This window comes from Prevotella sp. oral taxon 299 str. F0039 (assembly GCF_000163055.2).
Lineage (GTDB): Bacteria > Bacteroidota > Bacteroidia > Bacteroidales > Bacteroidaceae > Prevotella.
Map to the genome: position 1 here is coordinate 476,682 of NC_022124.1, position 24,733 is coordinate 501,414.

17 protein-coding genes are annotated in these 24,733 nt (G+C 38.2%); 13 read left to right on the top strand and 4 right to left on the bottom strand.

Translation table 11 applies throughout. The features are described 5' to 3' along the window. The first annotated feature begins 11 nt into the window (after positions 1-11). The 8 genes from HMPREF0669_RS01930 to carB all read left to right on the top strand — a co-directional run bounded on the left by HMPREF0669_RS01930 (position 12) and on the right by carB (position 11,624). The gene (locus HMPREF0669_RS01930; RefSeq protein ID WP_009228748.1) at positions 12-989 is read left to right on the top strand and encodes a polyprenyl synthetase family protein; all 978 of its coding nucleotides are present in this window, start codon (positions 12-14) and stop codon (positions 987-989) included. A 128-nt stretch (positions 990-1,117) separates the two neighbouring features. Continuing rightward, on the top strand, positions 1,118-1,903 hold the full coding sequence (locus HMPREF0669_RS01935) for a TatD family hydrolase (RefSeq protein WP_009228747.1): 786 nt from the start codon (positions 1,118-1,120) through the stop codon (positions 1,901-1,903). Positions 1,904-2,266: 363 nt separating this feature from the next. After that, a complete protein-coding gene (locus tag HMPREF0669_RS01940) occupies positions 2,267-3,286 on the top strand; it encodes an SGNH/GDSL hydrolase family protein (protein ID WP_009228746.1) in 1,020 nt (339 codons plus the stop codon). A gap of 78 nt (positions 3,287-3,364) precedes the next feature. After that, the gene (locus HMPREF0669_RS01945) at positions 3,365-4,321 is read left to right on the top strand and encodes a helix-turn-helix transcriptional regulator (protein WP_009228745.1); all 957 of its coding nucleotides are present in this window, start codon (positions 3,365-3,367) and stop codon (positions 4,319-4,321) included. 158 nt (positions 4,322-4,479) lie between these two features. Beyond that, positions 4,480-5,274, top strand: coding sequence for a polysaccharide biosynthesis/export family protein (locus HMPREF0669_RS01950; protein ID WP_009228744.1), 795 nt, complete (start codon positions 4,480-4,482; stop codon positions 5,272-5,274). A gap of 105 nt (positions 5,275-5,379) precedes the next feature. Continuing rightward, the gene (locus HMPREF0669_RS01955; RefSeq protein WP_009228743.1) at positions 5,380-7,281 is read left to right on the top strand and encodes an amidophosphoribosyltransferase; all 1,902 of its coding nucleotides are present in this window, start codon (positions 5,380-5,382) and stop codon (positions 7,279-7,281) included. Between the two features lie 6 nt (positions 7,282-7,287). Continuing rightward, on the top strand, positions 7,288-8,361 hold the full coding sequence (gene carA, locus HMPREF0669_RS01960; RefSeq protein WP_009228742.1) for a glutamine-hydrolyzing carbamoyl-phosphate synthase small subunit: 1,074 nt from the start codon (positions 7,288-7,290) through the stop codon (positions 8,359-8,361). 32 nt (positions 8,362-8,393) lie between these two features. Then, on the top strand, positions 8,394-11,624 hold the full coding sequence (gene carB / locus HMPREF0669_RS01965) for a carbamoyl-phosphate synthase (glutamine-hydrolyzing) large subunit (RefSeq protein ID WP_009228741.1): 3,231 nt from the start codon (positions 8,394-8,396) through the stop codon (positions 11,622-11,624). Positions 11,625-11,828: 204 nt separating this feature from the next. On the opposite strand, the gene HMPREF0669_RS01970 is transcribed toward carB, so the two are convergent. The 4 genes from HMPREF0669_RS01970 to msrB form a co-directional block, all read right to left on the bottom strand. Further along, positions 11,829-12,506, bottom strand: a complete 678-nt coding sequence (locus HMPREF0669_RS01970) for a DedA family protein (RefSeq protein ID WP_009228740.1) — start codon at positions 12,504-12,506, stop codon at positions 11,829-11,831. A 6-nt stretch (positions 12,507-12,512) separates the two neighbouring features. Continuing rightward, positions 12,513-14,231, bottom strand: coding sequence for a glutamine--tRNA ligase/YqeY domain fusion protein (locus tag HMPREF0669_RS01975; protein ID WP_009228739.1), 1,719 nt, complete (start codon positions 14,229-14,231; stop codon positions 12,513-12,515). Between the two features lie 289 nt (positions 14,232-14,520). Continuing rightward, positions 14,521-15,246 carry a nitroreductase family protein gene (locus HMPREF0669_RS01980; RefSeq protein WP_009228738.1) on the bottom strand — a complete coding sequence of 242 codons (726 nt, stop codon included), beginning with the start codon at positions 15,244-15,246 and terminating at the stop codon, positions 14,521-14,523. A gap of 115 nt (positions 15,247-15,361) precedes the next feature. Then, the gene (gene msrB / locus HMPREF0669_RS01985) at positions 15,362-16,456 is read right to left on the bottom strand and encodes a peptide-methionine (R)-S-oxide reductase MsrB (RefSeq protein ID WP_009228737.1); all 1,095 of its coding nucleotides are present in this window, start codon (positions 16,454-16,456) and stop codon (positions 15,362-15,364) included. Positions 16,457-16,991: 535 nt separating this feature from the next. On the opposite strand from msrB, the gene HMPREF0669_RS01990 reads away from it, so the two are divergent. The 5 genes from HMPREF0669_RS01990 to HMPREF0669_RS02015 all read left to right on the top strand — a co-directional run bounded on the left by HMPREF0669_RS01990 (position 16,992) and on the right by HMPREF0669_RS02015 (position 24,732). Then, positions 16,992-18,221, top strand: coding sequence for a site-specific integrase (locus HMPREF0669_RS01990; protein ID WP_020967939.1), 1,230 nt, complete (start codon positions 16,992-16,994; stop codon positions 18,219-18,221). Between the two features lie 25 nt (positions 18,222-18,246). Continuing rightward, the gene (locus HMPREF0669_RS01995) at positions 18,247-19,566 is read left to right on the top strand and encodes a site-specific integrase (RefSeq protein ID WP_009228736.1); all 1,320 of its coding nucleotides are present in this window, start codon (positions 18,247-18,249) and stop codon (positions 19,564-19,566) included. Then, positions 19,563-19,988, top strand: coding sequence for a hypothetical protein (locus HMPREF0669_RS02000; protein ID WP_009228735.1), 426 nt, complete (start codon positions 19,563-19,565; stop codon positions 19,986-19,988). Before HMPREF0669_RS01995 ends, HMPREF0669_RS02000 begins: the two co-directional genes overlap by 4 nt. A gap of 235 nt (positions 19,989-20,223) precedes the next feature. Further along, on the top strand, positions 20,224-20,646 hold the full coding sequence (locus HMPREF0669_RS02005) for a hypothetical protein (protein ID WP_009228734.1): 423 nt from the start codon (positions 20,224-20,226) through the stop codon (positions 20,644-20,646). A gap of 972 nt (positions 20,647-21,618) precedes the next feature. Next, the gene (locus HMPREF0669_RS02015) at positions 21,619-24,732 is read left to right on the top strand and encodes an efflux RND transporter permease subunit (protein ID WP_009228733.1); all 3,114 of its coding nucleotides are present in this window, start codon (positions 21,619-21,621) and stop codon (positions 24,730-24,732) included. Position 24,733 lies beyond the last annotated feature (1 nt).

A 24,733-nucleotide genomic window follows, 5' to 3' on the forward strand; every position in this document is an offset into this window, starting at 1 on the left:
TTATTATCAACATGTTTACATCAAACGAACTTTTACAAATACTTAATCAATATATTGATAGTATTGTTTTCGACCGAAAACCAGCATCGCTTTACGAACCAATTAAATACTCGTTATCGATGGGAGGAAAGAGAATTCGTCCTATGTTGATGTTGCTTACCTATCAGTTGTATAAGAATGACCCACAAAGCATATTGCCAGTTGCATCTGCTTTGGAAACTTATCACAATTATACGCTGCTTCATGACGATTTAATGGATAACGCTCTCTTGCGTAGAGGTCAGCCAACTGTGCATAAAAAGTGGAATGCAAACACCGCAATTCTATCGGGAGATTCGATGTTGGTTTTTGCTTATAAGTTGCTTGCAGAATGTAATGTCGACAAACTTAAAGAGGTATTAGACCTGTTTACCATCACAGCTTTGGAGATTGGAGAAGGACAACAGTATGATATGGACTTCGAATTGCGTAACGATGTCGCAGAAAGCGAATATATAGAGATGATTCGTTTAAAGACAAGTGTGTTGCTTGCTTGTTCTATGAAGATTGGTGCTATTTTGGCAGGTGCGCCTTCTGAAGATGCAAACAATCTCTATCGTTTTGGTGAATTGATAGGTTTAGCGTTCCAATTGCAAGATGATTATCTTGATGTTTATGGCGATTCTAAAGTATTTGGTAAAGCTATTGGAGGTGATATAGCATCGAACAAGAAGACTTTTATGTTGATTAATGCTTTAAGCAGGGCAAATGAAACACAGCGAAAGGAGCTTGAAATGTGGATTGCCAACACCAATGTTAAAGATGAACAAAAGAAGATAAAGGCAGTAACAGCATTGTATAATGCTATAGGTATTGATGTTTTGGCGCAAGAAAAGATTAATTTCTATTTCAAAGAAAGTAAAAAATATCTTGCGGCAGTACCTTTAAGCGACGAAATAAAGAAAGAATTAACAGATTATGTGGCACGAATGATGAAGAGAAACTATTAAGTTTTATCCTTCGTCTTGTTACTTATTGTTCCCATAAATAAAAGAAAAATGGTGCAGTTGCACTCTGAAAACAGCCTATTGATATTGTTTTCAAAGGTGGAATGGCACAAGAATATAATATAAAAAGAATGATTTCATTAGTAGATACACACGCTCATTTAGATGTAGAAGACTTTTCTGATGACCTTCAGCAGGTGGTTCAACGTGCAAAAGAGGCGGGGGTAGGTCGTATGTTCTTACCTGCTATCGACCAATCGTCGATTCAAAGCATCTTAACTCTTTGCAAACAATATCCCAATGTGCTTTATCCTATGCTTGGATTACATCCTGAAGGTGTTGATGCGAACTATAAAGAGGTGTTGAAAGACATGAAATATTACTTAAATAGTGAGTCTAATTTTATCGCAATAGGCGAGGTGGGATTAGACTTTTATTGGTCTCGTGAGTTCGAAAAAGAGCAGTTAGAAGCTTTCGAAGAACAACTAAAATGGTCGATAGAGACAGGTCTTCCATTGATGATTCATTGCCGAAAGGCTCAAAACGAAATGGTAAAACTAATGAAACCCTATGCAAAAGAACTTCCTGGAGGAGTGTTTCACTGTTTCACTGGTAATGAATTAGAGGCTGAAAGCTTTTTGCAGTTCTCTAATTTTAGCTTAGGAATAGGTGGGGTTCTAACTTTTAAGAAGAGTCATTTGCCCGAAGTTTTGCCTAAAGCAGTGCCTCTTAATCGCATAGTTTTAGAGACAGATAGTCCTTATATGGCTCCTGTTCCGCATCGAGGAAAGCGCAACGAAAGCGCATTTGTGGTTGAAGTGGCTCAAAAACTTGCCGAAAGCTATGGCGTTTCTGTAGACGAAATAGCACGACAAACAAATGAAAATGTAGAAAGAATTTTTAATATTAAAGTTTAGTTGATATCGTTGTAGGATAAAAGGTCTATTCTTTTCTTTTCCAAGTACAAATCAACTGTCTAGCAAGAATAAAATAATATCATTGTAAAAGTATTGTTATTGCATTGCAATAGCAATACTTTTGTTGTATAATTACATTGCTTTTGCATACTAAAAGCAATGTTTATGCTCGACAGTATCGAGTTTTAGTAGTGTAGTAAAAAATATGGGCTTACATACTTTGTTACTATACAACCTTTTCTCTATAGTATTCTAAAAATAAAATATAAAAGCAAAGAAATGTTAAAAGCGAAAGCTATTTTTATTTTCACCTTATTGTTTACGATGCAAGCAAAATCATAGACGTTTGTATGGCATGACCCATTGAACGAAAAAGATGCGGTTATTACTGGAAGAGGTTGGAATGAGGAATTAAAAGGGAATTATAAACGACTGCCAGAATGCTTTAAAATAGCTGTTCCTGATAAAATTTGGAACCTTTCGAGTAACTCTGCAGGACTAACAATTAAGTTTTTTACCAACTCACGTAATCTACAAGTAAAATATACCATAGCAAAAGCAAAACAATTGCCCAATATGTCTCGTCTAAATCAAGAAGGAATTGATCTTTATGCCACCAGTAAAAGGGAAAAAACGCATTGGATTGGCAATCATATGCAATGGAATTGGGGAGATACCCTTAGTTTTACTTTTAGAGATTTAGAAACAAAAGAAGGAACTTACGAATTGTTCTTGCCTCCTTATAACACTGTGACAAGTTTGAAAATAGGTAGTGATAAAGATGCAATGTTTCGTTTTCTGCCTATACCTAAAGAAAAGGCTGTTGTTATTTATGGGTCTTCTATTGTTCAAGGAGCATCTCCTTCTCGCCCAGGACTTACATGGACTAATATGCTTAAACGTTTAACGGGATATAATGTCGTAAACTTGGGATTTAGTGGATCGTGCCTTATGGAGTCTGCTTTGTTTGATGCTTTGAGTGAGATAGATGCTAGGTGCTTTATTATAGACCCAATTCCTAATAGCTATCCTTTAACAGATGAAGAAATTGGAAGGTGTCTCCGTTATGTAATCCTTCGTTTACGCAGTAAAAGTAAAGCTCCCATCCTTGTGTCGGAGAGCTATCCACAGATGGATATAGAGTTTAATCCACATGCAGAAGATCGTATGCGTGCAGCCAATAAGGTTCTATATGAAACAGTAAAACAATTGCAGAAAGAGGGAGTAGGCGGACTTTATTATCAATTTAGTAATGAAATTAAATTCGTAGAAGATGCAATGATTGAGGTAAAGCATCCAAATGACATCGGATGTGTGGCTTACGCACAAGCTTATGAAAGAAAATTAAGAGAAATTTTTATTGAGGTAATTCATGATAAATAGAAAAATAAGCAGAAAAAAATATTGAAATATCGGAAAATAGTAATATTTTTGCATCTAGATACATCATAAATTGATAAAATGAAAAATCAAAAAATGTACGAATCAGATGATAAAATGATATCTATCATCAGAGATAATTATAGTATTCTTCAAAGTCTTGGAGCTTTTGGAATAAATCTAGGATTTGGAGATAAAACCGTAAAAGAAGTTTGTGAAGATCAAAAGGTCGACACGTATACATTCTTGGCAATAGTTAATTTTACAATTAATGGTTATCGGGATTATGATGATGCAGATAAAATGTCAATCCCAACTTTATTGCAATATTTACAAGCTTCACATGATTATTTTCTTGATTTTTCTCTGCCTTTTATAAGAAAAAAATTGGTTGATGCTTTAGATGTAAATGATAATCTAGCTCGTTTGATACTTAAGATATATGATGAATATTCGCATAGTATTAGGAATCATATGAAATATGAAGAAAAAAATGTATTTCCATATGTCAATAATCTTATAAATAATAAGGTTACTGATTCGTATGATATTGATACTTATTCGAGACACCATGGACAAATAGACAATAAATTAAAAGAATTAAAAAGCATTATTATAAAGTATCTACCATCAGATGGATTGCGTAACAATTTGTTATCGGCAGCTTTGTTTGATATTTATAATTGTGAAACTTGGTTAATGCAACATGCTTTGGTTGAAGATGAAATATTTATTCCTGTAATAAGAAGATTAGAACATAAGTCGAAACAGAATGATGTATCGTTCAAGATCTCAAATATGATAAATAGAGGAACTGAAGCCGCAGATAATTTAAGTGAACGAGAACGAGATGTTATTGTGAGTTTGGTTCAAGGTATGAGTAACAAGGAAATTGCAGAACATCTTTGTATCTCAATAAATACGGTGATAACTCATCGTAGAAATATAGCTCGTAAACTTCAAATACATTCTCCCGCAGGTTTAACTATTTATGCTATTGTGAATAATTTTGTAGATATTTCTTCTGTAAAATTATAACTAAGGTCTTGTTTAAAAAGTCAGTTTGTATTTAAATATGTAGGCGATCCTTCGTTAAAAGTTTACTAAAGTAAATAAAATATAAATGAAATATTTGTTATATTAAATAACTATTCCTAATTTTGTAACAAAGATAAATAATTAGATTCTCATAATCAATGAAAAAGCTTTTTACCCCAATCATTGTATGTTTTATGGTCTTAACCATTATTAGTAGTTGTGTTAGTACTAAGGATGTTCCTTATATGAAGAACGCTGACATAGTAGATCTTACACCTTCTCGTGGATTGTATGATGCAAAGATAATGCCTAAAGATTTATTGACAATAACTGTTTCTACTTTAAATGCAGATGCATCTGCTCCGTTTAATGGTGGAAGTACTTCAATAGCAGCTCAAGGAAACTCTAATACTGCATCTGCTCAAGGTTATTTAGTTGATAATAATGGTGATATAGAATTCCCCTTAGTAGGAAAAATACATGTAGAAGGCTTAACAAAGACATTGTGTCAAGAGGCTATCCGTGAAAGAATTGCTCCTTACTTAGCAAAAACAGAACGTCCACTTGTAACTGTTCGTATGTCAAGTTATCGTGTAACGGTGCTTGGTGAAGTAGGTCGCCCTGGGGTAATTCCTGTTAGCTCTGAGAAAATGAGTATCTTAGAGGCTCTTGCTCAGGCTGGTGACTTAACTATTTATGGTGTAAGAAATAATGTAATGCTTATCCGTGAAAATCAAGTAGGACAAAAAAGTATTCATCGATTAAATCTTAATGATGCCAATATTATTAATTCTCCTTATTACTATCTGCAACAAAATGACGTTATCTATGTCGAGCCTAATAAGGTGAAAGCAAAGAATTCTGATGTTGGAACATCAACCACGATGATTTTCTCTGTAGTTGGTTTGGTTTCATCTTTGGCTACTTTGGTAATAAGTGTATTGAGAAAATAAACAATAGAGCTAAGAGGTTTGTTACTTCTTGGCTTTTTATTTATAATGTAATGATCGTATTCTCTTGTAAATTAGTTTATATAAAATTAATGCATATATTTTAATATGGAGCAACTAAAACACGAATGTGGAATCGCTATGGTGCGACTCTTAAAGCCTTTGGAGTATTATCAGCAAAAGTACGGAACATGGATGTATGGCTTAAATAAACTATACTTGCTGATGGAAAAGCAACATAATCGTGGACAAGAGGGGGCAGGTTTGGCTTGTGTTAAGCTAGATGGTGAGCCTGGAACCGAATATATGTTTAGAGAAAGAGCAGAAGGCTCTAATGCTATTACAGAAATTTTCGCAAATGTTCATTCAAACTTTACTAACGCAGATAATAATTTATTGTCTGATGCTGTATATGCAAAAGAACATCTTCCCTTTGCTGGAGAAATGTATATGGGACATTTGCGTTATTCAACAACAGGAAAAAAAGGTTTGAAGTATGTTCATCCATTTATGAGAAGAAATAATTGGAGAGCTAAAAATCTATGTCTTTGTGGTAATTTCAATATGACGAACATTGATGACGTGTTTGAATATTTAACTCAGCAAGGACAATTCCCACGCATCTATAGTGATAGCTATATCATGCTAGAACTACTTGGACATCGATTAGATCGTGAAGTAGAACGTAATTTCATCGCTGCTAAAGCAATGGAAATGGAAAACAAAGAAATTACGTCTTACATCGAAGACAACATTAAAATTAGTAATGTTCTCAAGACATCGATGGACAAATTTGACGGAGGATACGTCGTTTGTGGCTTAACAGGTAGTGGAGAATCATTCACGATGCGTGACCCTTGGGGAATACGTCCTGCCTTTTACTATATGGATGATGAGATTGTTGCAGTGGCAAGTGAACGGCCAGTGCTTCAAACAACATTCGACTTGTCTGTGGAAGACATTCAAGAGTTAGAGCCAGGAACAGCCCTTATGGTGAAAAAAGATGGTAAATGTACCATCAAACGGATATTAGAACAGCGTGGAGATTCAAAATGTTCATTTGAAAGAATATACTTTAGTCGTGGTTCAGACAAAGATATTTATAACGAAAGAAAGAAGTTAGGGGAGCAATTAACAAAGCCCATCTTGAAAGCTATCAATGATGACGTTGCAAAAACAGTATTCTCTTTCATTCCTAATACTGCCGAAGTGGCTTTCTTTGGAATGTTAGATGGTTTTAAGTATTATGTTGATGAACAGAAAATCAAGCAGATAGAAGCTTTAGATCACAAGCCAACTCACGAAGAATTGCGTGATATTATTCATAATTATGTACGTAGTGAGAAGGTTGCAATCAAAGACATTAAGCTTAGAACCTTTATTGCAGAGGGTAATTCTCGTAATGATTTGGCTTCGCACGTCTACGACATTACCTATGGAAGTATAGATGCTTACGAAGACAATCTTGTGGTTATAGACGATAGTATCGTTCGAGGTACAACCCTAAAAAAAAGTATTTTCCGAATATTAGACCGTTTGCATCCAAAGAAAATCGTTATAGTAAGTAGTGCACCTCAAATTCGTTATCCAGACTATTATGGTATAGACATGCCTCGATTAGAGGAGTTTTGCGTATTCCAAGCAACCATAGAGTTGTTGGAAGAACGTGGAATGACCGACTTGATAGAAACCGTTTACAACGATTGTGTAAATGAATTAAGCAAGAGTAAAGAGGAAATGCAGAATTGTGTGCGTGCTATTTACGAGCCATTTACTGTTGAAGAAATAAATGATAAGATCGTGGAAATGCTTCGTCCAGAAGGAGTTACCACTCCAATAGATATCGTCTTCCAATCTATTGAAGGACTTCGTGCTGCAATTCCTAATCATAAAGGAGATTGGTATTTCACAGGTTATTATCCAACTCCTGGTGGTACAAAGCTTTGTAATCAAGCTTTTGTAAATTTTGTAAATAATAAGTATAAGACAAATAACAACAAAGAATCATAGAAAGTAATGAAAAATGTGACGTTATTGTTGAGTGATGGAACTCAATTTCATGGTAAGAGTTTTGGCTATGAAGCGCCTATTGCAGGTGAGGTAGTATTTAACACTGCAATGATGGGATATCCTGAAAGTCTTACCGACCCTTCTTATGCAGGTCAATTAATGGTTCTTACATATCCATTAGTTGGCAACTATGGTGTTCCATCGTTTACTTTTGAAGAGAATGGCTTGCCTACTTTCATGGAAAGTGACAAGATTCATGCATCTGCAATAATTGTTTCTGATTATTGCGAAGAGTATTCTCATTGGAATGCTAAAGAGAGTTTAGCTACTTGGTTGCAAAGAGAAAAGGTTCCAGGGATAACAGGAATTGACACAAGAGAGTTGACAAAAGTATTGAGAAGTCATGGAGTGATGATGGGAAAGATTATCTTTGACGATGAACCCACTAATATTCCAGAAGCAGATTATGAAGGAGTTAACTTTGTAGATCGTGTTAGTTGTAAGGAAGTAATACGTTACAATGTTGGTGCAAGTAAAAAAGTTGTCTTGGTAGATTGTGGAGTTAAGGCCAATATTATTCGTTGCTTAATTAATAGAGGTGTAGAAGTTATAAGAGTTCCATGGGATTATGACTATACAAATATGCAATTCGATGGTTTATTCTTGGCTAATGGTCCTGGTGATCCAGATACATGTGAGAAAACAGTTGACATTTTAAAGCGTTTCATGAGCAAAACAAGCAAACCAATATGTGGTATCTGTATGGGTAATCAATTGTTGGCAAAGGCAGGTGGAGCTACTATTTATAAATTGAAATATGGACATCGTTCGCACAATCAACCTGTTAGAATGGTAGGCACAGATAAGTGTTTCATCACCAGTCAAAACCATGGTTATGCAGTAGATTCAAAGACATTAGGAAGCGATTGGGAAGAACTATTTATTAATATGAATGATGGTTCAAACGAAGGTATTCGTCATAAGCACAATCCTTGGTTTTCTTCTCAGTTTCACCCCGAAGCATGTTCAGGTCCTGTTGATACTGAATTTATTTTTGATGACTTCGTGAATTCACTCTAATATTCTATTATAAGCTAATAAAACGATTTACAATGAAATACGATAATATAAAGAAAGTTCTTCTATTAGGTTCAGGAGCATTAAAGATTGGTGAAGCTGGTGAGTTTGATTATTCAGGTTCACAAGCCTTAAAAGCATTGAGAGAAGAGGGAATTGAAACAATTCTTATCAATCCAAATATTGCAACAGTTCAAACATCTGAAGGTGTTGCAGACCATATTTATTTCTTACCTGTTCAGCCATACTTCGTAGAACGAGTAATAGAAAAAGAGCGTCCAGATGGTATTCTACTCTCTTTTGGTGGACAAACAGCTCTCAACTGTGGTGTAGAACTATTTAAATCGGGAGTATTAGAGAAATATAACGTACAAGTTTTAGGAACTCCTGTACAAGCTATCATCGATACAGAAGACCGAGAAATATTCGTAAACAAGCTAAATGAAATTAATGTAAAGACCATTAAGAGTGAAGCTTGTGAAACCATAGAACACGCTCGTAAGGCAGCAAAAGAATTGGGCTATCCTGTTATTATCCGTGCTGCTTATGCCTTAGGAGGTCTTGGTAGTGGTTTTTGTGACAACGAAGAAGAACTTAATACACTTGCAGAGAAAGCTTTTTCGTTCTCTCCTCAAGTTCTTGTTGAAAAGAGTTTGAAAGGTTGGAAGGAAGTAGAATACGAAGTAGTGCGTGACAGATACGATAATTGTATCACTGTTTGTAACATGGAAAACTTCGATCCTCTTGGTATTCACACAGGAGAAAGTATCGTAGTTGCTCCTTCTCAAACCCTAACCAATAGCGAATATCATAAGCTAAGAGCTCTTTCTATAAAGATTATACGTCATATTGGTATTGTTGGAGAGTGTAACGTGCAGTATGCTTTCGACCCTGTTAGCGAAGATTATCGTGTTATTGAAGTGAATGCACGCTTGAGTCGTTCTTCTGCTTTGGCTTCAAAAGCAACAGGATATCCACTTGCTTTCGTTGCAGCTAAATTAGGTATGGGTTATGGTTTGTTTGAGTTAAAGAACTCAGTAACCAAAACAACCAGTGCATTCTTTGAACCTGCACTAGACTATGTAGTATGTAAAATACCACGTTGGGACTTAAGTAAGTTCCATGGAGTAGACAAAGAACTTGGCTCAAGCATGAAGTCTGTGGGTGAGGTGATGGCTATTGGTCGCAATTTCGAAGAAGCAATACAAAAGGGATTGCGCATGATTGGACAGGGAATGCACGGCTTCGTTGAGAATAAAGAATTAGAAATCAATGATATAGACAAAGCTTTAAGAGAACCAACAGATAAGCGAATCTTCATTATCTCAAAGGCAATGCATCGTGGTTATACTATTGATCAGATTCACGACCTTACAAAAATCGATCGTTGGTTCTTGTCTAAATTAAGGAATATCATTGATATTGATGAGCGTTTACGAGCTTGCACAAGTGTAAATGTAATTGATAAAGCATTACTAAAAGAGGCTAAGGTTTACGGATTTACAGACTTCCAAATTGCAAGAGCCGTAGGACTTGAAAAAGAATTAGGAAGTATGCACAAAGCATCTCTTGCTGTAAGAAATCTCAGAAAGTCGTTTGGAATCTTGCCTGTAGTTAAACAAATAGACACACTTGCAGCCGAATATCCAGCTCAAACCAATTATTTATATCTTACATACGCAGGAGTTCAAAACGATATCGAATTTATTAACGATAAACGTTCGATAATTGTTTTAGGTTCAGGAGCATACAGAATTGGTAGTAGTGTTGAATTTGACTGGTGCGGAGTGCAAGCTCTTAACACCATTAGAAAAGAAGGTTATAGATCAATTATGATCAACTATAACCCTGAAACTGTTTCTACCGACTATGACATGTGCGACCGATTATACTTCGATGAATTGACTTTCGAACGTGTAATGGACATCATCGACTTAGAAGCACCACATGGAGTGGTTGTATCTACAGGTGGACAGATTCCTAACAACTTAGCAATTAAGCTCGACGAACAACACGTTCCAATTTTAGGAACAGCAGCTCGTGATATTGATAATGCTGAAGACAGAGCTAAGTTCTCATCAATGTTAACACAAAATGGAATTAATCAGCCTGAATGGAGTGCTCTTACAACAATGGAAGATATCGACCAGTTTGTGGATAGAGTAGGATTCCCAGTGTTGGTTCGTCCTTCTTACGTGCTTTCAGGTGCAGCAATGAATGTATGTTCAAATAGAGATGAATTAGAAAAATTCTTGAAACTTGCTGCAAACGTGTCGGAAGACCACCCTGTTGTGGTAAGTAAATTTATCGAATATGCTAAAGAAATAGAGATGGATGGTGTGGCTCGAAATGGTGAAGTGTTAGCTTATGCAATTTCAGAGCATATCGAATTTGCTGGAGTACACTCAGGTGATGCTACAATTCAATTCCCACCACAAAAACTTTATGTTGAAACAATGAGACGAATTAAACGTATTAGTCGTCAAATTGCAGAAGCATTGCACATCAATGGTCCTTTCAATATTCAGTTTATGGCACGAGATAATGATATCCTTGTTATTGAGTGTAATCTAAGAGCATCTCGTTCATTCCCATTTGTAAGTAAGGTATTGAAGATGAATCTTATTGATTTGGCTACAAAGGTGATGTTAGGATTACCAGTAGAGAAGCCAAATAAGAACCTATTCGATATCGACTACGTTGGAATAAAGGCATCTCAATTCTCATTTAACAGACTTCAAAAGGCTGACCCTGTGCTCGGTGTAGACATGGCTTCAACCGGAGAGGTAGGCTGTTTGGGTGATGATACTAACCAAGCACTTATGAAGAGTATGCTAAGTGTGGGTATGCGTATTCCTAAGAAAACAATTCTTATGTCGAACGGAGGAGCAAAACAAAAGGCAGAAATGCTTGATGCAGCTCGTATGCTTGTTCAAAAAGGATATGAAATTTATGCTACTTCGGGAACAAGTAAGTATCTTCTAGAAAATGGTGTTAACAATACACGAGTTTATTGGCCATCAGAAGAGGGACAAGCACCACAAGTTTTAGACCTTCTTCGTGAGAAACAAATAGACATGGTGATCAATATGCCAAAAGACTTAACAGTTCATGAGCTAACAAATGGTTATGCTATTCGTCGTGCAGCGATAGATCTTAACATTCCGCTCATAACCAATTCTCGTTTGGCAAGTGCATTTATTCATGCATTCTGCACTCTTTCTTTATCGGATATTGATATTAAGAGCTGGGAAGAGTATAAATAACGAATACCAATGTTAATATAAGGTGTCATGGATATTATAAGAAAACCAAAGGTTTTCAACTACTTAATATACATGACACCTTTGCTTAATAAAATAAGTCGGTCATATTAAGAATTCAATATGATCGACTTATTTTTAATGTATTGAAGAATAGATAATGGTCTAATACGCTGTTATATAGAATCAATTTATTCTTTACTTACACTAACTATGTTTCTTTTTCTTATTCTTTAGTGTATTTTTTACTAAAAAGAAGATAATTGCAATAGCAATGAAACCAAGAATGATAAATTTGATATACTCTCCGTATTCCATTATCTTCTCATGAAGTTGTGCTTGTGGTACTATTGAATGAAGATACCAGCCCATTGCTGCTAAAATAGAGTGCCAAGCAGTTGCTCCAATGGTTGTATAAAGCAAGAACTTCCAATAGTTCATTCGTGCAAGTCCTGCAGGAATAGATATCAAGTGTCTAATTCCTGGGATTAAACGACCTGTTATTGTGGCTGCTTTTCCATTCTTTTCAAAATACTTTTCGCTTTTTTCTACCTTCTCTTGGTTTAGCAAACCCATCTTTCCCCACTTGCTATTAGCAAAGCGATAGATAACTGGTCTACCTAAATAGTAACCTGCAAGGTAGTTAATTGATGCACCTACATTTGCTCCAAGAGTTGAGAATAAGATCACGAGCCATACGTTTAGCTCTCCAGAAGCAGCTTTATAGGCTGCAGGAGACACAACAAACTCTGATGGAACAGGGATAACTGTACTTTCAAGAAGCATTAAAAAAAAGATGGTTCCATAATTTAAATGCTCTAAAAGTGTGTTAAGTAGCTCTGGAAAGTTCCTTATTTGGTCTATTATACTTATGAACCAATCCATTATCTCTTATCCTTTATTTTGTTTAGCCCATGTGTCTTTCAAACCAACAGTTTTGTTAAAAATTGGTTGTTCGTTTGTAGAATCGAGGTCTTTCATAAAGTATCCAATTCTTTGGAACTGCAAATATTGTCCTGGTTGCATATCTGCTGCATAATCTTCGATATAGCAGTTGTTTAGAACAGTCTTACTTTCTGGGTTCAATAGCTCTCTGAAGTCTCTCTCATCTGCTGATGGATTTTCCACATTAAATAATCTATCGTAGATTCTTACCTCTGCTTTTTTGCATTGATCAGCAGACACCCAGTGTAGAGTTCCTTTTACTTTGCGATTCGCTCCCTCAAGTCCACTCTTGCTTGTTGGGTCGTATTCTGCTTGAATTTCAATGATATTGCCTTCAGCATCCTTTGTACATCCAGTGCATTTAACGATATAAGCATTCTTTAAACGTACCTCTTTGCCTGGTGACATACGGAAGAATTTCTTTGGAGCATCTTCCATAAAGTCTTCTTTTTCAATCCATAAGTTCTTAGAGAAGGCAATAGTGTGAGTCTTACTATTCTCGTCTTCAGGATTATCAACAGCCTCTAATTGTTCTATTTCACCTTCAGGATAGTTTGTGATAACTAGTTTTACAGGATTGAGTACAGCAGAAACACGAATTGATTTCTTATTCAAATCATCTCTAACAGCTGCTTCTAATAGTGCCATGTCATTGAGAGCGTCGAACTTAGTATATCCAATTGAATCAATAAAGTTACGGATACTTTCAGGAGAATATCCTCTTCTACGCATTCCACACAATGTAGGCATACGTGGATCGTCCCATCCTGATACTAGATTTTCTTCGACTAAAGCAAGAAGTTTACGCTTACTCATCATTGTATAGGTGAGGTTCAAGCGGTTAAACTCAATCTGTCGAGGACGATTATCATGTAGATTGTCCATTTGATTATCTTTCTCCTTTAAGAAATCAACAAGTTTATCGTATAATGGACGATGAGGAACAAACTCAAGAGTACATATTGAATGAGTTACACCTTCAAAGTAATCACTTTGTCCGTGTGCAAAATCATACATTGGATATGCATTCCATTTTGTTCCAGTTCTATGGTGTGGAGTATGTATTATACGATAAATAATAGGATCTCGGAAGTGCATGTTAGAGTTCGCCATGTCGAGTTTAGCACGTAGTACCATGCTACCTTCAACTGCTTCAGGAGTGTTCATAGCTCTAAAAAGAGTTAAACTCTCTTCAATAGGGCGGTCTCTATAAGGAGAATTAACTCCAGGAGTTGTTGGAGTTCCCTTTTGTTTTGCTATTTCTTCTGCGCTTTGTTCATCAATATAAGCAAGGCCTTTATTGATGAGCCATTCTGCAAAGTCCCATAATTTATCGAAATAATCTGATGCATAATAAATGTTTTCCCATTTAAAACCTAACCATTTAATATCATTAAGAATATTGTCTACATATTCATTATTCTCTTTACTTGGGTTAGTGTCATCAAATCTAAGGTTGCAAATTCCTTTATATTTCTCTGCAGCACCAAAGTCCATACAAATCGCTTTGGCGTGTCCTATATGAAGATAACCATTTGGTTCTGGTGGAAAACGGGTTTGAATTCTACCTCCGTTCTTACCTTCTGCAAGGTCTTGTTCAATCAATTGTTCTACAAAACTTAAAGTTTTCTTTTCTTCTGTATTGTTACCTTCTAATGTTGTCATAACTTTATTATGTTAATTATGCCTGCAAAGATACTTAAAATAGGATGAAGAACAAAGTAATAAATAAGGTTTTATAATATTAATGAGCTACTTTTATTAATTTATTTTATACGATTATTATTTTAGACATATCTATGATAAGACTGAATTGTATCATTAAATCTTAATGAAGGATTGTTTTTGATTGAAATATATAAAATATAAAACTTTCTATAGAGTCTGTGTGAATCTGTTTTTCAAGTATCTCAAACAAGGAGATGATAATTATCTTCTATATAAATAAATCATCTTATACAGAATGATAAACCTCTTCAAATGGAATACGACAGCGGTCACCACGTACCCCATGGTCATTTCTAATACCACATGTAATCACCATATTTATTTGACAATCATAAGGTAGACGAAGTGCTTTTTTGATGAGTTTGCTATCAAAACCCTCTAAAGGACAAGTGTCGTAGCCTGCTTCTGCCATTGCAATCATAAATGTTTGCACCGCTAAAGCGCAACTCTTATGTACAACGGCTTTCATTTCCCCCTCTGAAACTTGGCGAACTATGGGGCGAAAGAGTCCTATTGTTTGTGCAAGAGTTTTTCTAAAAAGACCCAATAAGCCGAAAAAACGACCATAAAGGAAAGGCATCACCTTATTATAGTATAACTCCATTCGCTTAATTCGTGGTTCTTGGCGTTCTAAAGGACTGTTTCTTTTAATGTTCTCACGTTCAAAAGCTAATACTTGTTGAGCGTGATTGCGATGCAAACCCTGCTTTGTTACGAATACAACAACCTGTTTTGCTGTTCTAGCAGCAGACTGTTCGAAACATGCTTTACTTATTTTCTTTAAACAATCTTTATCTATTACATGATAAGCTTCCCATAATTGAAGGTTCGAACTCGTTGGAGCTAGGGTGGCTAACTCAATGCATTGCTTCACGGTCTCTGTGTTAATCTCTTTCGAAGAGTCGTAACTTCTCACCGCACGACGAAACTCTAATAGTTCTTTTAATGACATAATGAAATATATTTTTATCCTTTCGTTGTACGAAATGTTATCATTCTTTTCGTAATCATTTAAAAGTCAGCCTCTTTTAACTTTCTCTTAAACCGAATAGTCACTCTTTTATAAATTAGTGGTGATGTGGTTTTGCTGGAGTTATTAGCTTAATATAAGCTCCATATCCCTCTTTTTCCATATCTTCTTTAGGGATAAAGCGTAAAGAAGCACTATTGATGCAATATCTAAGACCACCTGTTTCCGTAGGACCATCTTCAAAAACATGTCCAAGATGGGCGTTTCCCTTTTTACTTTTTACCTCACTACGAATCATTCCGTGTGATGTGTCGGTGCTAATGTTAAGTAAGTGATTGTCGATTGGCTTTGAAAATGCAGGCCAACCACAGCCTGATTCAAACTTATCGCTACTTAAAAACAAAGGTTCACCAGTGGTTATGTCTACATAAATGCCAGGTCTAAATTCCTTATTATATTCGTTATCGAATGGTCTTTCAGTGGCTTCGTGTTGTGTCACCTCATATTGTAGGGCAGTGAGTTTACTCTTTAACTCCTCAGTTGTTGCTTTCTTAAATTGCATAGGCTTAGCAGTTGAATCATTTGCTTTGCGTGCATGTTCGAAAAGAGTTTTAGGAAGGTGACAATAACCTGTAGGATTTTTATCGAGATAATTCTGATGATATTCCTCTGCAGTGTAGAAATTACTCAAAGGAAGTACCTCAACAGCAAGATAATCAGAGTATTGTCCTTCTAGTTTTGTTAGCTCTGCTCTAATCAAAGGCAGATCTTCTTTGTTAGTATAATACACACCTGTTCGGTATTGTGAGCCTCTATCGTTTCCTTGTTGATTAACCGATGTAGGGTCGATACTCTCGAAATACAATTGAAGTAGGAGTGAAAGAGGTAGTACTTCGGGGTTATATTCCACACGAACAGCCTCTGCAAAGCCTGTTGCGTCAGTGCAAACATCTCTATAAGTAGGGTTCTTTATATTACCATTTGCATAGCCTACTTCTGTTTTTACGACCCCATTAATTTGTTTCAGATAATGTTCTGTTCCCCAGAAACATCCACCTGCTAAGTATATTTCAGCGTTATTGTTCATTGTTTTATGATCAGTTGTTTTGGTTCTACTGGTACATGAGACACAAAAAGTTGATAAACACAAAGTTAAGAATAATACTTTGATAAATAATCTGTTTGTTTTCATTTTAATATTTGTTTTTTTTCGTTTGTAATATGTTTGTAACTAATTGTAGAAAGCGTAATAGCATATCACAAAAGTAGTAGTTACATTAAATAACCCCAATTGAAAATATCTATTAAAAGATAGGCTATCCTTAAATACTTCTTTTCTGTTGATTGGTAAAAGGATAACTTTTGCAGTGTAATATCAATGCTTTTGGTTGGTAAAAACATTGCTTTTAGGGTGTAATAACATAGCTATTTAAATGTAACTAATCAAGGAAAATGAAGAAATATCGAAAGATATGCAAACTAATTGGTAATGAGGTAGAAACGAGGCAATTTGCATAAAACTGCTCTATTTGTAAAAGGCAGGAAAGTGCGGATTTAAGCAGAAGTTCAGTTACTAAATCATTACCAAGATTTGAAGTAGGTAACTAAATGCAGATGTAGGTAACTGAAATTGTTTCTCTCGTGTGTTTGTTGCTTTGGTCGGCAGTTTTCTGCATAAGTGAGGAACGCTTTAATTTGGGTAACTTTGCCCATAAAAATTAAAGCGTATGAAAACAGAAAAGATGAAGGTGTTGCTCTACCTCAAAAAGAGCGGAAAGGATAAGCAGGGTAAAGCTCCCATTATGGGACGTATCACACTTGGAAGGAGTATAGTACAGTTTAGTTGCAAGCTATCTTGTGATATAGATTTGTGGAGTCCTCGTGAAAGTAGAATGAGGGGCAAGAGCCGTGAGGCGGTGGAAGTGAACGGAAAGCTGGATAGTTTAGTACTTTCCATTCAGTCCGCTTATCAAACATTGCTGTCCAAAGGACAGGCATTTACTGCCACGGACATCAAGGAGCAGTTTCAAGGGAGCGTACAATCTCGGTGTATGCTTATAGAACGCCTTGATAGGCTTATCAGGGAGAAAGAAGAACACGTTGGAATAGATATTAAGAAAGATACGCTATCTAATTATCACTCTACACGAAGCAATCTTTGCACATTCATCGAAGAGAAATATAAGGTAGAGGATTTAGCTTTCTCACAACTATCTGAAAACTTTATTTATGATTTTAGAGATTTTTTCTTGGGGACATTAGGTTTTCAAGAGAGCAGTTTCTATGGTGCAGCTTCCCAAATAAAAACCGTATGTAGGTTGGCATACCGTGAGGGATTGGCTGACACCTTGTTGTTTGCTAATGCAAAAATAGTAAGAGGAGATAAGAAGCTACCCAAAGCTCTTGATAGGTGTTCGCTTGACAAACTAATGAAGATACAGTTTGAAGAGTTAGAGGAGGAAATGGAAACCGCAAGGGACTTGTTTGTCTTTGCTTGCCATACGGGTGCAGCCTATTGCGATTTGATGGAGTTAAGCAGATTGCATCTTGTCCGTGATGATGAGGGAAGTCTTTGGCTGAAGTTCAACAGGCAGAAGACAGGCGTACTTTGCCGTATCAAGTTGTTGCCCGAAGCCATCAGGATAATAGAGAAGTACAAGAGCGATGAAAGGGAAAGCCTATTGCCACAGATGAAATATGCCACCTATCAATCGTATCTTAAAGCATTGCGCCTAAGAATCGGCATAGCCTTTCCCTTTACCACGCATACGGCAAGACATACCTTTGCCACGCTCATCACACTTGAGCAGGGAGTGCCGATAGAAACGGTGAGCAAGATGTTGGGGCATAGCAACGTGAGTATGACCGAACGGTACGCAAAGGTTACACCACAGAAACTGTTTTTGGAGTTTGAGCGTTTCCTTTCTTTCACGGAGGATATGCAGATGAGTATTTAGCAATAGTAGTATTAAAACTAAAATCATGATTAGAAGTACATTCAAGACACTGTTTTATATCAACAGACAAAAGACCAAAGCAAATGGTCTGACCTCCATACTCTGCCGTATCACGATAGATGGCAAGAACTCTGTCATTACTACAAACGAAGAATGTAAGCCTGCGGAGTGGAATGCCAAGCAAGGAATAACTACAGATAAGAAAACAAACCTTCGCCTGCAAGCATTCAGAGAACAAGTAGAAAAGACCTATCAGGAACTGCTCCTAAAAGACGGAGTGGTAAGTGCTGAACTGCTTAAAAACAGATTGCAAGGCATAGCAACTTCTCCCACCACTTTGTTGGAGCTAAGCAATACAGAACTACAATCGGTAAAGGAAGGTGTGGGCAAGTCTAAGGCAGAAGGTACATACACTAACCTTTGCTATGCTAACAGGATGCTGTGCGAGTTTATAAAGGACTTAGGTAGTACGGATATAGAAATCCGAAGTATAACGGAGGAACTGTTTGAAGAATACCGCTTCTTTCTTAAAAAGAAAGGGTTGAAAGGTTCTTCTATCAACAATTATCTTTGTTGGCTGAGCCGTTTGATGTTCCGTGCGGTAAGCCAGCGCATCATTCGTTATAATCCATTTGAGCATGCAGAATATGAAAAGGTGGAAAAGGCTATCCGCTTTCTTAGTAAGAGTGATGTGAAAAAACTGATGGCTATGAAGATATGTGATAGTGATGCCGAGCTTGCCAGACAGATGTTTATCTTCTCCTGCTTCACAGGTTTAGCCATTACGGATATGGAACACTTGACGTTTGGGCATATCAAGAGCGCAGCGGACGGACAGATGTATATAAGAAAGGAACGTCAGAAAACAAAAGTAGAATTTATAGTGCCGTTACATCCCATAGCCAAGACGATTATTGAGCAGCAAAGGCAACTAAAAGCGGTGAAAGAAGAAGGCAATAACACGGATATGGATAATCGCCTTATCTTTCAGCCCTGTTGCAGCAGAAGTGTGTTAGCAGCGAAGCTAAGCATCGTAGGCAAGGCTTGTGGTATCAAGCAACGCCTGTCCTATCACATGGGAAGACATACCTTCGGAACGATGTGTCTAAGTGCAGGTATTCCCATAGAAAGCATCGCCAAGATGATGGGACACACATCAATTGCAAGTACACAGATTTATGCACAGGTAACGGACTGCAAGATTTCCGAGGACATGGACAAACTCATCGCCAAACATCAGGAAAAGAACAAAGAAAACGATACAATGGAAACGGAAGCGATTACCATAGGGGCAATGACGATTGTCAACGCAAGCAGAAACAAAAGCATGGAGGAAACGGCATGAATACGGAAGATGGAATAAAGACCAAGGCTGAAATCCGTCTGGACACGGGGCGCAGCTACTTCGAGTGGGGAAATGGTATGCAGGTTATCCGCAGGGGAAAAGGCGAAGTAGCCATGACCGAGGGCGAGCTTGCAAGGTTCTTCGGAGTTACATGGAGAAAAGTCAATGGCAGACTTCGGACGATAACCGAAGAATCCGTCCTGCATCCAGAAGAAAGGGGCGCAGACGAAAGGAAAATAGTCACGGATAAGGAGGTAAGGGGCTACGCACCGCTCTACCCATTACCTACAATTATCGCCCTTTCCTTCTTGCTTGACAGCGTAGAAGTCCATCTGTTCAGAAAGCATGTGTGCAGTGAGTTGATGCGTCCAAGGAACTCTGTCATTCCTATCATCATATATGACAGGGGTGTCAATAGCTGAATATGTACCAATCCTTTTTCTTTCACTGTTATCTTACTACATCACTACAATACAAGATAATACGGTGAAAGAGAAAGGATTACGTTGTAGTTGGTAGATGACTATATGTGCACCTACGGTATGACTACATACTACCGATCCATGAACGGAAAGGATATGTTTTTTAGCCGTGGAATGCGGTCAGAGAGGTTTATGAACCTTCAGATATTTCAATCTATAAAATGGAGGAAACGGCATGAATACAAAAAACAAATCACAGATAGAAGTAAAATCCATTCAATACAAAGAGCGCAGTTATTATGAATGGGGCAGCAATATGCAAATAGTCCGCAAAGGAAATGGAGAAATTGCCATGACTGAGGGCGAACTTGCGAGGTTCTTCGGTGTAACGTGGAGGAAACTCAATAATAGACTTCAAGAGATAATTCACAATCCCAACCTGTACCCTGATGAAAGGAGTGCAGGTGAGAGGGTAATAGTCAGAGATAACGAGTTGGTAGGCTATGTACCGCTTTACCCCCTCCCAATCATCATTGCCTTGTCCTTTCAGTTGGATAGCACAGAAGCCCATTTCTTCAGAAAGTATATCATCCATGAGCTACAACGACCGTCCGCAACCATAACACCGATATTCCTTTTTGGAAGTACACACCATTAAATTATCTCTATCCTTTTCTTTCACCGATATTATCCTACTACATAACTACAAAAGGGATAAAACAGTGAAAGAAAAAGGATTATGTTGTATTTGGTAGTTGTTTATATGTACTACTACGATATGACTACATACTACCTATCCATGAACGGAAAGGAAACGCTTTCTTTAATAGTGGAATAAAGTCAAAACTATGGTATACCCCTCGGGCATGAAGAGAAAGAAACTGAACTTATCAAGTTTGCCGATAACTTTGAAGTACGGTGGAATGCAAGGCAAAATAGCTGAGTCCACTTTTAAAAGTCAAAGAACTCGATTTTTAAGTTCGCAACCCACCGATTATCAGTAGGAGATTTTTGGAGAAATCATTTTTTTAAGTGGACGCATAACCTTGATAATAGTGAACGAATCAGAGAAATTTATTTAGATAATAGGCATGCCATATTTGTTTTGAAGTTGGGAGTATCTTCTTTACTGGGCAGATGACGTTTAAGTAATAAAAATATTTATTAGGAATTATTCGTGCGTCATAGCGTATCTTTGCAACTAAGTTCAAAAGTTATTTCGTATCTTTGTTGCCAAATATGAAATTGATAGCATACATACTGAGCATTTACGTCTTTTTGTTGGCAGTGATTCCCTGTCAATGCAAGGAAGTTGTGTATGCACAAATTCAACATACAGAATCTGTGGCAGAATTCCATTCTGTCAACAATTACGAGAGCGGCATGCAGAAGTTTGATGCTGGTACGTGCTCACCTTTCTGTGTAAATGCCAGAGTGCATGCTTTCACCTTATATGTAACTAACGATTCTTTCCAACTATCCAAATTTGCGGCTATTGTAACAAATCCGCAAATAGTGCATTATGAGGCTGTTCTTCTGCAGGCGTATACTGCGGGCGTATGGCGTCCACCTATAGCTTTGATGTTTTATCCTTGTTCTTTTTTGATAAAATATTAATAGCTAATCCATCATGTTTGAAAAAATCATCAATTTTTCCATACAGAACAAATTGGTGATTGGTATCATGACATTGCTTCTTATAGTATGGGGAGCCGTGTCACTGGGCCAATTGCCATTTGATTCCACACCTGATATTACCAACAATCAGGTACAAGTCATCACTCAAGCTCCCACGCTTGGCGCAGAGGAGGTTGAGCAGTACGTAACCACGCCACTTGAAATGGCTTTTGCCAACATTCCCGACATTGTGGAGCGTAGAAGTATCAGTCGCAGCGGATTGAGCGTTGTGACGCTCGTATTTCGCGACAATGTGGACATTTACTGGGCGCGTCAGCAGGTGAGCCAACAGCTGAAGGAGGCAGAGGAGGAGATTCCACGCAGAGCAGGCAAGGTGAGCTTGGCTCCTATCTCCACTGGACTCGGCGAGATTTACCAATACACCATTCATCCAGAGAAAGGATATGAGAAAAAATTCTCTCTATCAGACATCCGTACCGTACAAGACTGGATTGTACGAAAGCAGTTTGCTGGTACCGAAGGTGTGGCCGAGGTGAACGGATGGGGCGGCTATGTAAAGCAATATGAAGTAGCCATTAATCCTGACCGTCTTGCCTCATTCGGTCTCACGGTGGTCGATCTTTATAAAGCCATAGAAGGTAACAATGAGAATACGGGTGGCAGTTATATAGAACAAGGCAACAATCAGTATTTTATCCGTGGTATCGGACTGGCGCGCACGTTGGATGATATCCGGCAAATTCCCGTAAAGACTGTCAATAGTATTCCTGTGCTTGTGAGTGATGTAGCAGAAGTGCGATATGGTTCGGCCATGCGTTATGGAGCTGTAACACGCAATGGTGAAGGCGAAGTGGTGAGTGGTATCACACTGATGCTCAAGGGAGAGAACTTCCAACAAGTCATCAAAAACGTAAAGGAACGCATGAACCAAGTGCAGAAGAGCTTGCCCAAAGGCTTGGTCATTGAACCGTTCATAGACCGCACGCAGTTGGTAGACCGCGTGACGTTCACTATCACCGAGAACTTGGTACTGGGTTTACTTATTGTGATATTTGTACTCATGCTATTTTTGGGCAATATCCGAGCAGGATTAGTGGCAGCATCGGTCATTCCGCTTGCCATGCTCTTTGCTTTCGGTATGATGAAGGCTTTCGGTGTGGGAGGCAACTTGATGAGTCTTGGTGCGCTCGACTTTGGAATTATTGTCGATGGTGCAGTCATCATCGTGGAGTGTATCACCACCTATATAGTCTCTTATGGCAAGAGTATCAATAAAAGTGTACTTTCGCAGGACGATATGGATCATGTGGTAAGCATGGGTGCCAACAAAATACGTAAGAGTGCAGCATTTGGTGAAATTATTATCATGACAGTCTACGTGCCCCTCTTCACATTGGTAGGCATCGAAGGAAAAATGTTCAGACCGATGGCAATGACAGTATTCTTTGCCGTTCTCGGAGCGTTTATTCTATCGCTCACGTATGTTCCTGCTGCCAGTGCATTGTTTCTATCACGAAAAACGGAGCATGGAAAGAATTTCTCTGATCGTATGATGCATCGTATCAGTGAGGTTTATTTGCCATTACTACGCGTCAGTCTTAAGCACAGCAAAGTCATCGTGGCAACAGGTATTGCCCTACTCGCCGTAGCCTTATTTATCTTCTTGCGTATGGGCGGCGAGTTTATTCCCAATTTAGAAGAAGGTGACCTCTGCGCCGAAGTAAGCATGAAACAGGGCACGAGTCTGTCGAGGATGATAGCCAAAACCACAGAGGCAGAGAAAATACTGAAGAAGCGTTTCCCCGAGGTGAAACAGGTGGTGACGCGCATCGGTAGTTCAGAAATTCCCACCGACCCCATGCCTATGGAGCGTGGCGACATGATGATACAACTCAAGCCCAAGAGTGAATGGACGAGTGCTAAAACGCAGGCAGAACTTTCTGAAAAGATGGAAGAGGCAATGAGTGAGGTAGAGGGATTGCGCGCGGAAATGTCGCAACCCATACAGATGCGTACCAACGAGCTCATTACGGGTGTAAAGCAAGATGTTGCCATCAACATCTATGGCAACAACATCGACTCGCTGGCAAACATTGCTAAGCGTGTGGCAGAGAAAATAGAAAATGTGGAGGGTGTCGGGACGCCTATCATGGAGCGTGTATCGGGACTGCCACAGTTACAAGTCATCTACGATCGTAGTCGCCTATCGGCTTATGGAATATCCATCAAGGAAGCGAATAGCATACTGGAATCAGCTTTCGCTGGAATAACGGCAGGCAGTATTTTCGAGGAAGACAAGAAGTTCGACATCGTGTTGCGCTTGGACGAGAAGATGCGCAACAAGATTGAAACCTTACAGAACCTACTACTCACTGTGCCAAGCGGAGGAACCGTACCTTTGTCGCAAGTGGCAGAGATAAAATATGTAAGTACACCATCGCAGATTACCCACGACGAGGGGCAACGACGCATCTACGTGGGCTTCAACGTGCGAGGCAGAGATGTGGAGACAACCATTGCCGATATAGAGAAAAAGTTGAACATTGAATTGCAGTTGCCAACAGGCTATCATTATACCTACGGCGGACAGTTTAAGAATCTCAAGGAGGCAAAGGCACGTCTTTTGGTTGCTGCACCAGCTGCATTAATCATCATTCTCTTCCTCCTATTCTTCACACTGCGCAGCATGCGTGAGATATTGATTGTGTTCACCGAAATTCCGCTTGCAGCCATCGGTGGTATCCTCGCCCTATGGTTGCGCGGCATACCTTTCAGCATCTCTGCTGGTGTTGGCTTTATTGCCCTGTTCGGCGTTGTGGTGCTTAACGGTATTGTGCTCATCAACCAGCTCGACGAGTTCAAGCGTAAGGGTATCACCGACATCAATCGCTGTATCATCAACGGCTGTATGGAACGTCTGCGCCCCGTGCTGATGACAGCACTCGTGGCTTCGCTCGGCTTCCTACCCATGGCCATCTCGACAGGCGACGGTGCTGAGGTGCAGCGACCTCTTGCCACGGTAGTCATCGGTGGTCTGCTCATTGCCACCATTCTCACGCTTGTGGTGTTGCCCTCTATGTACAAAATCTTTTCAAAGACAAAATAGA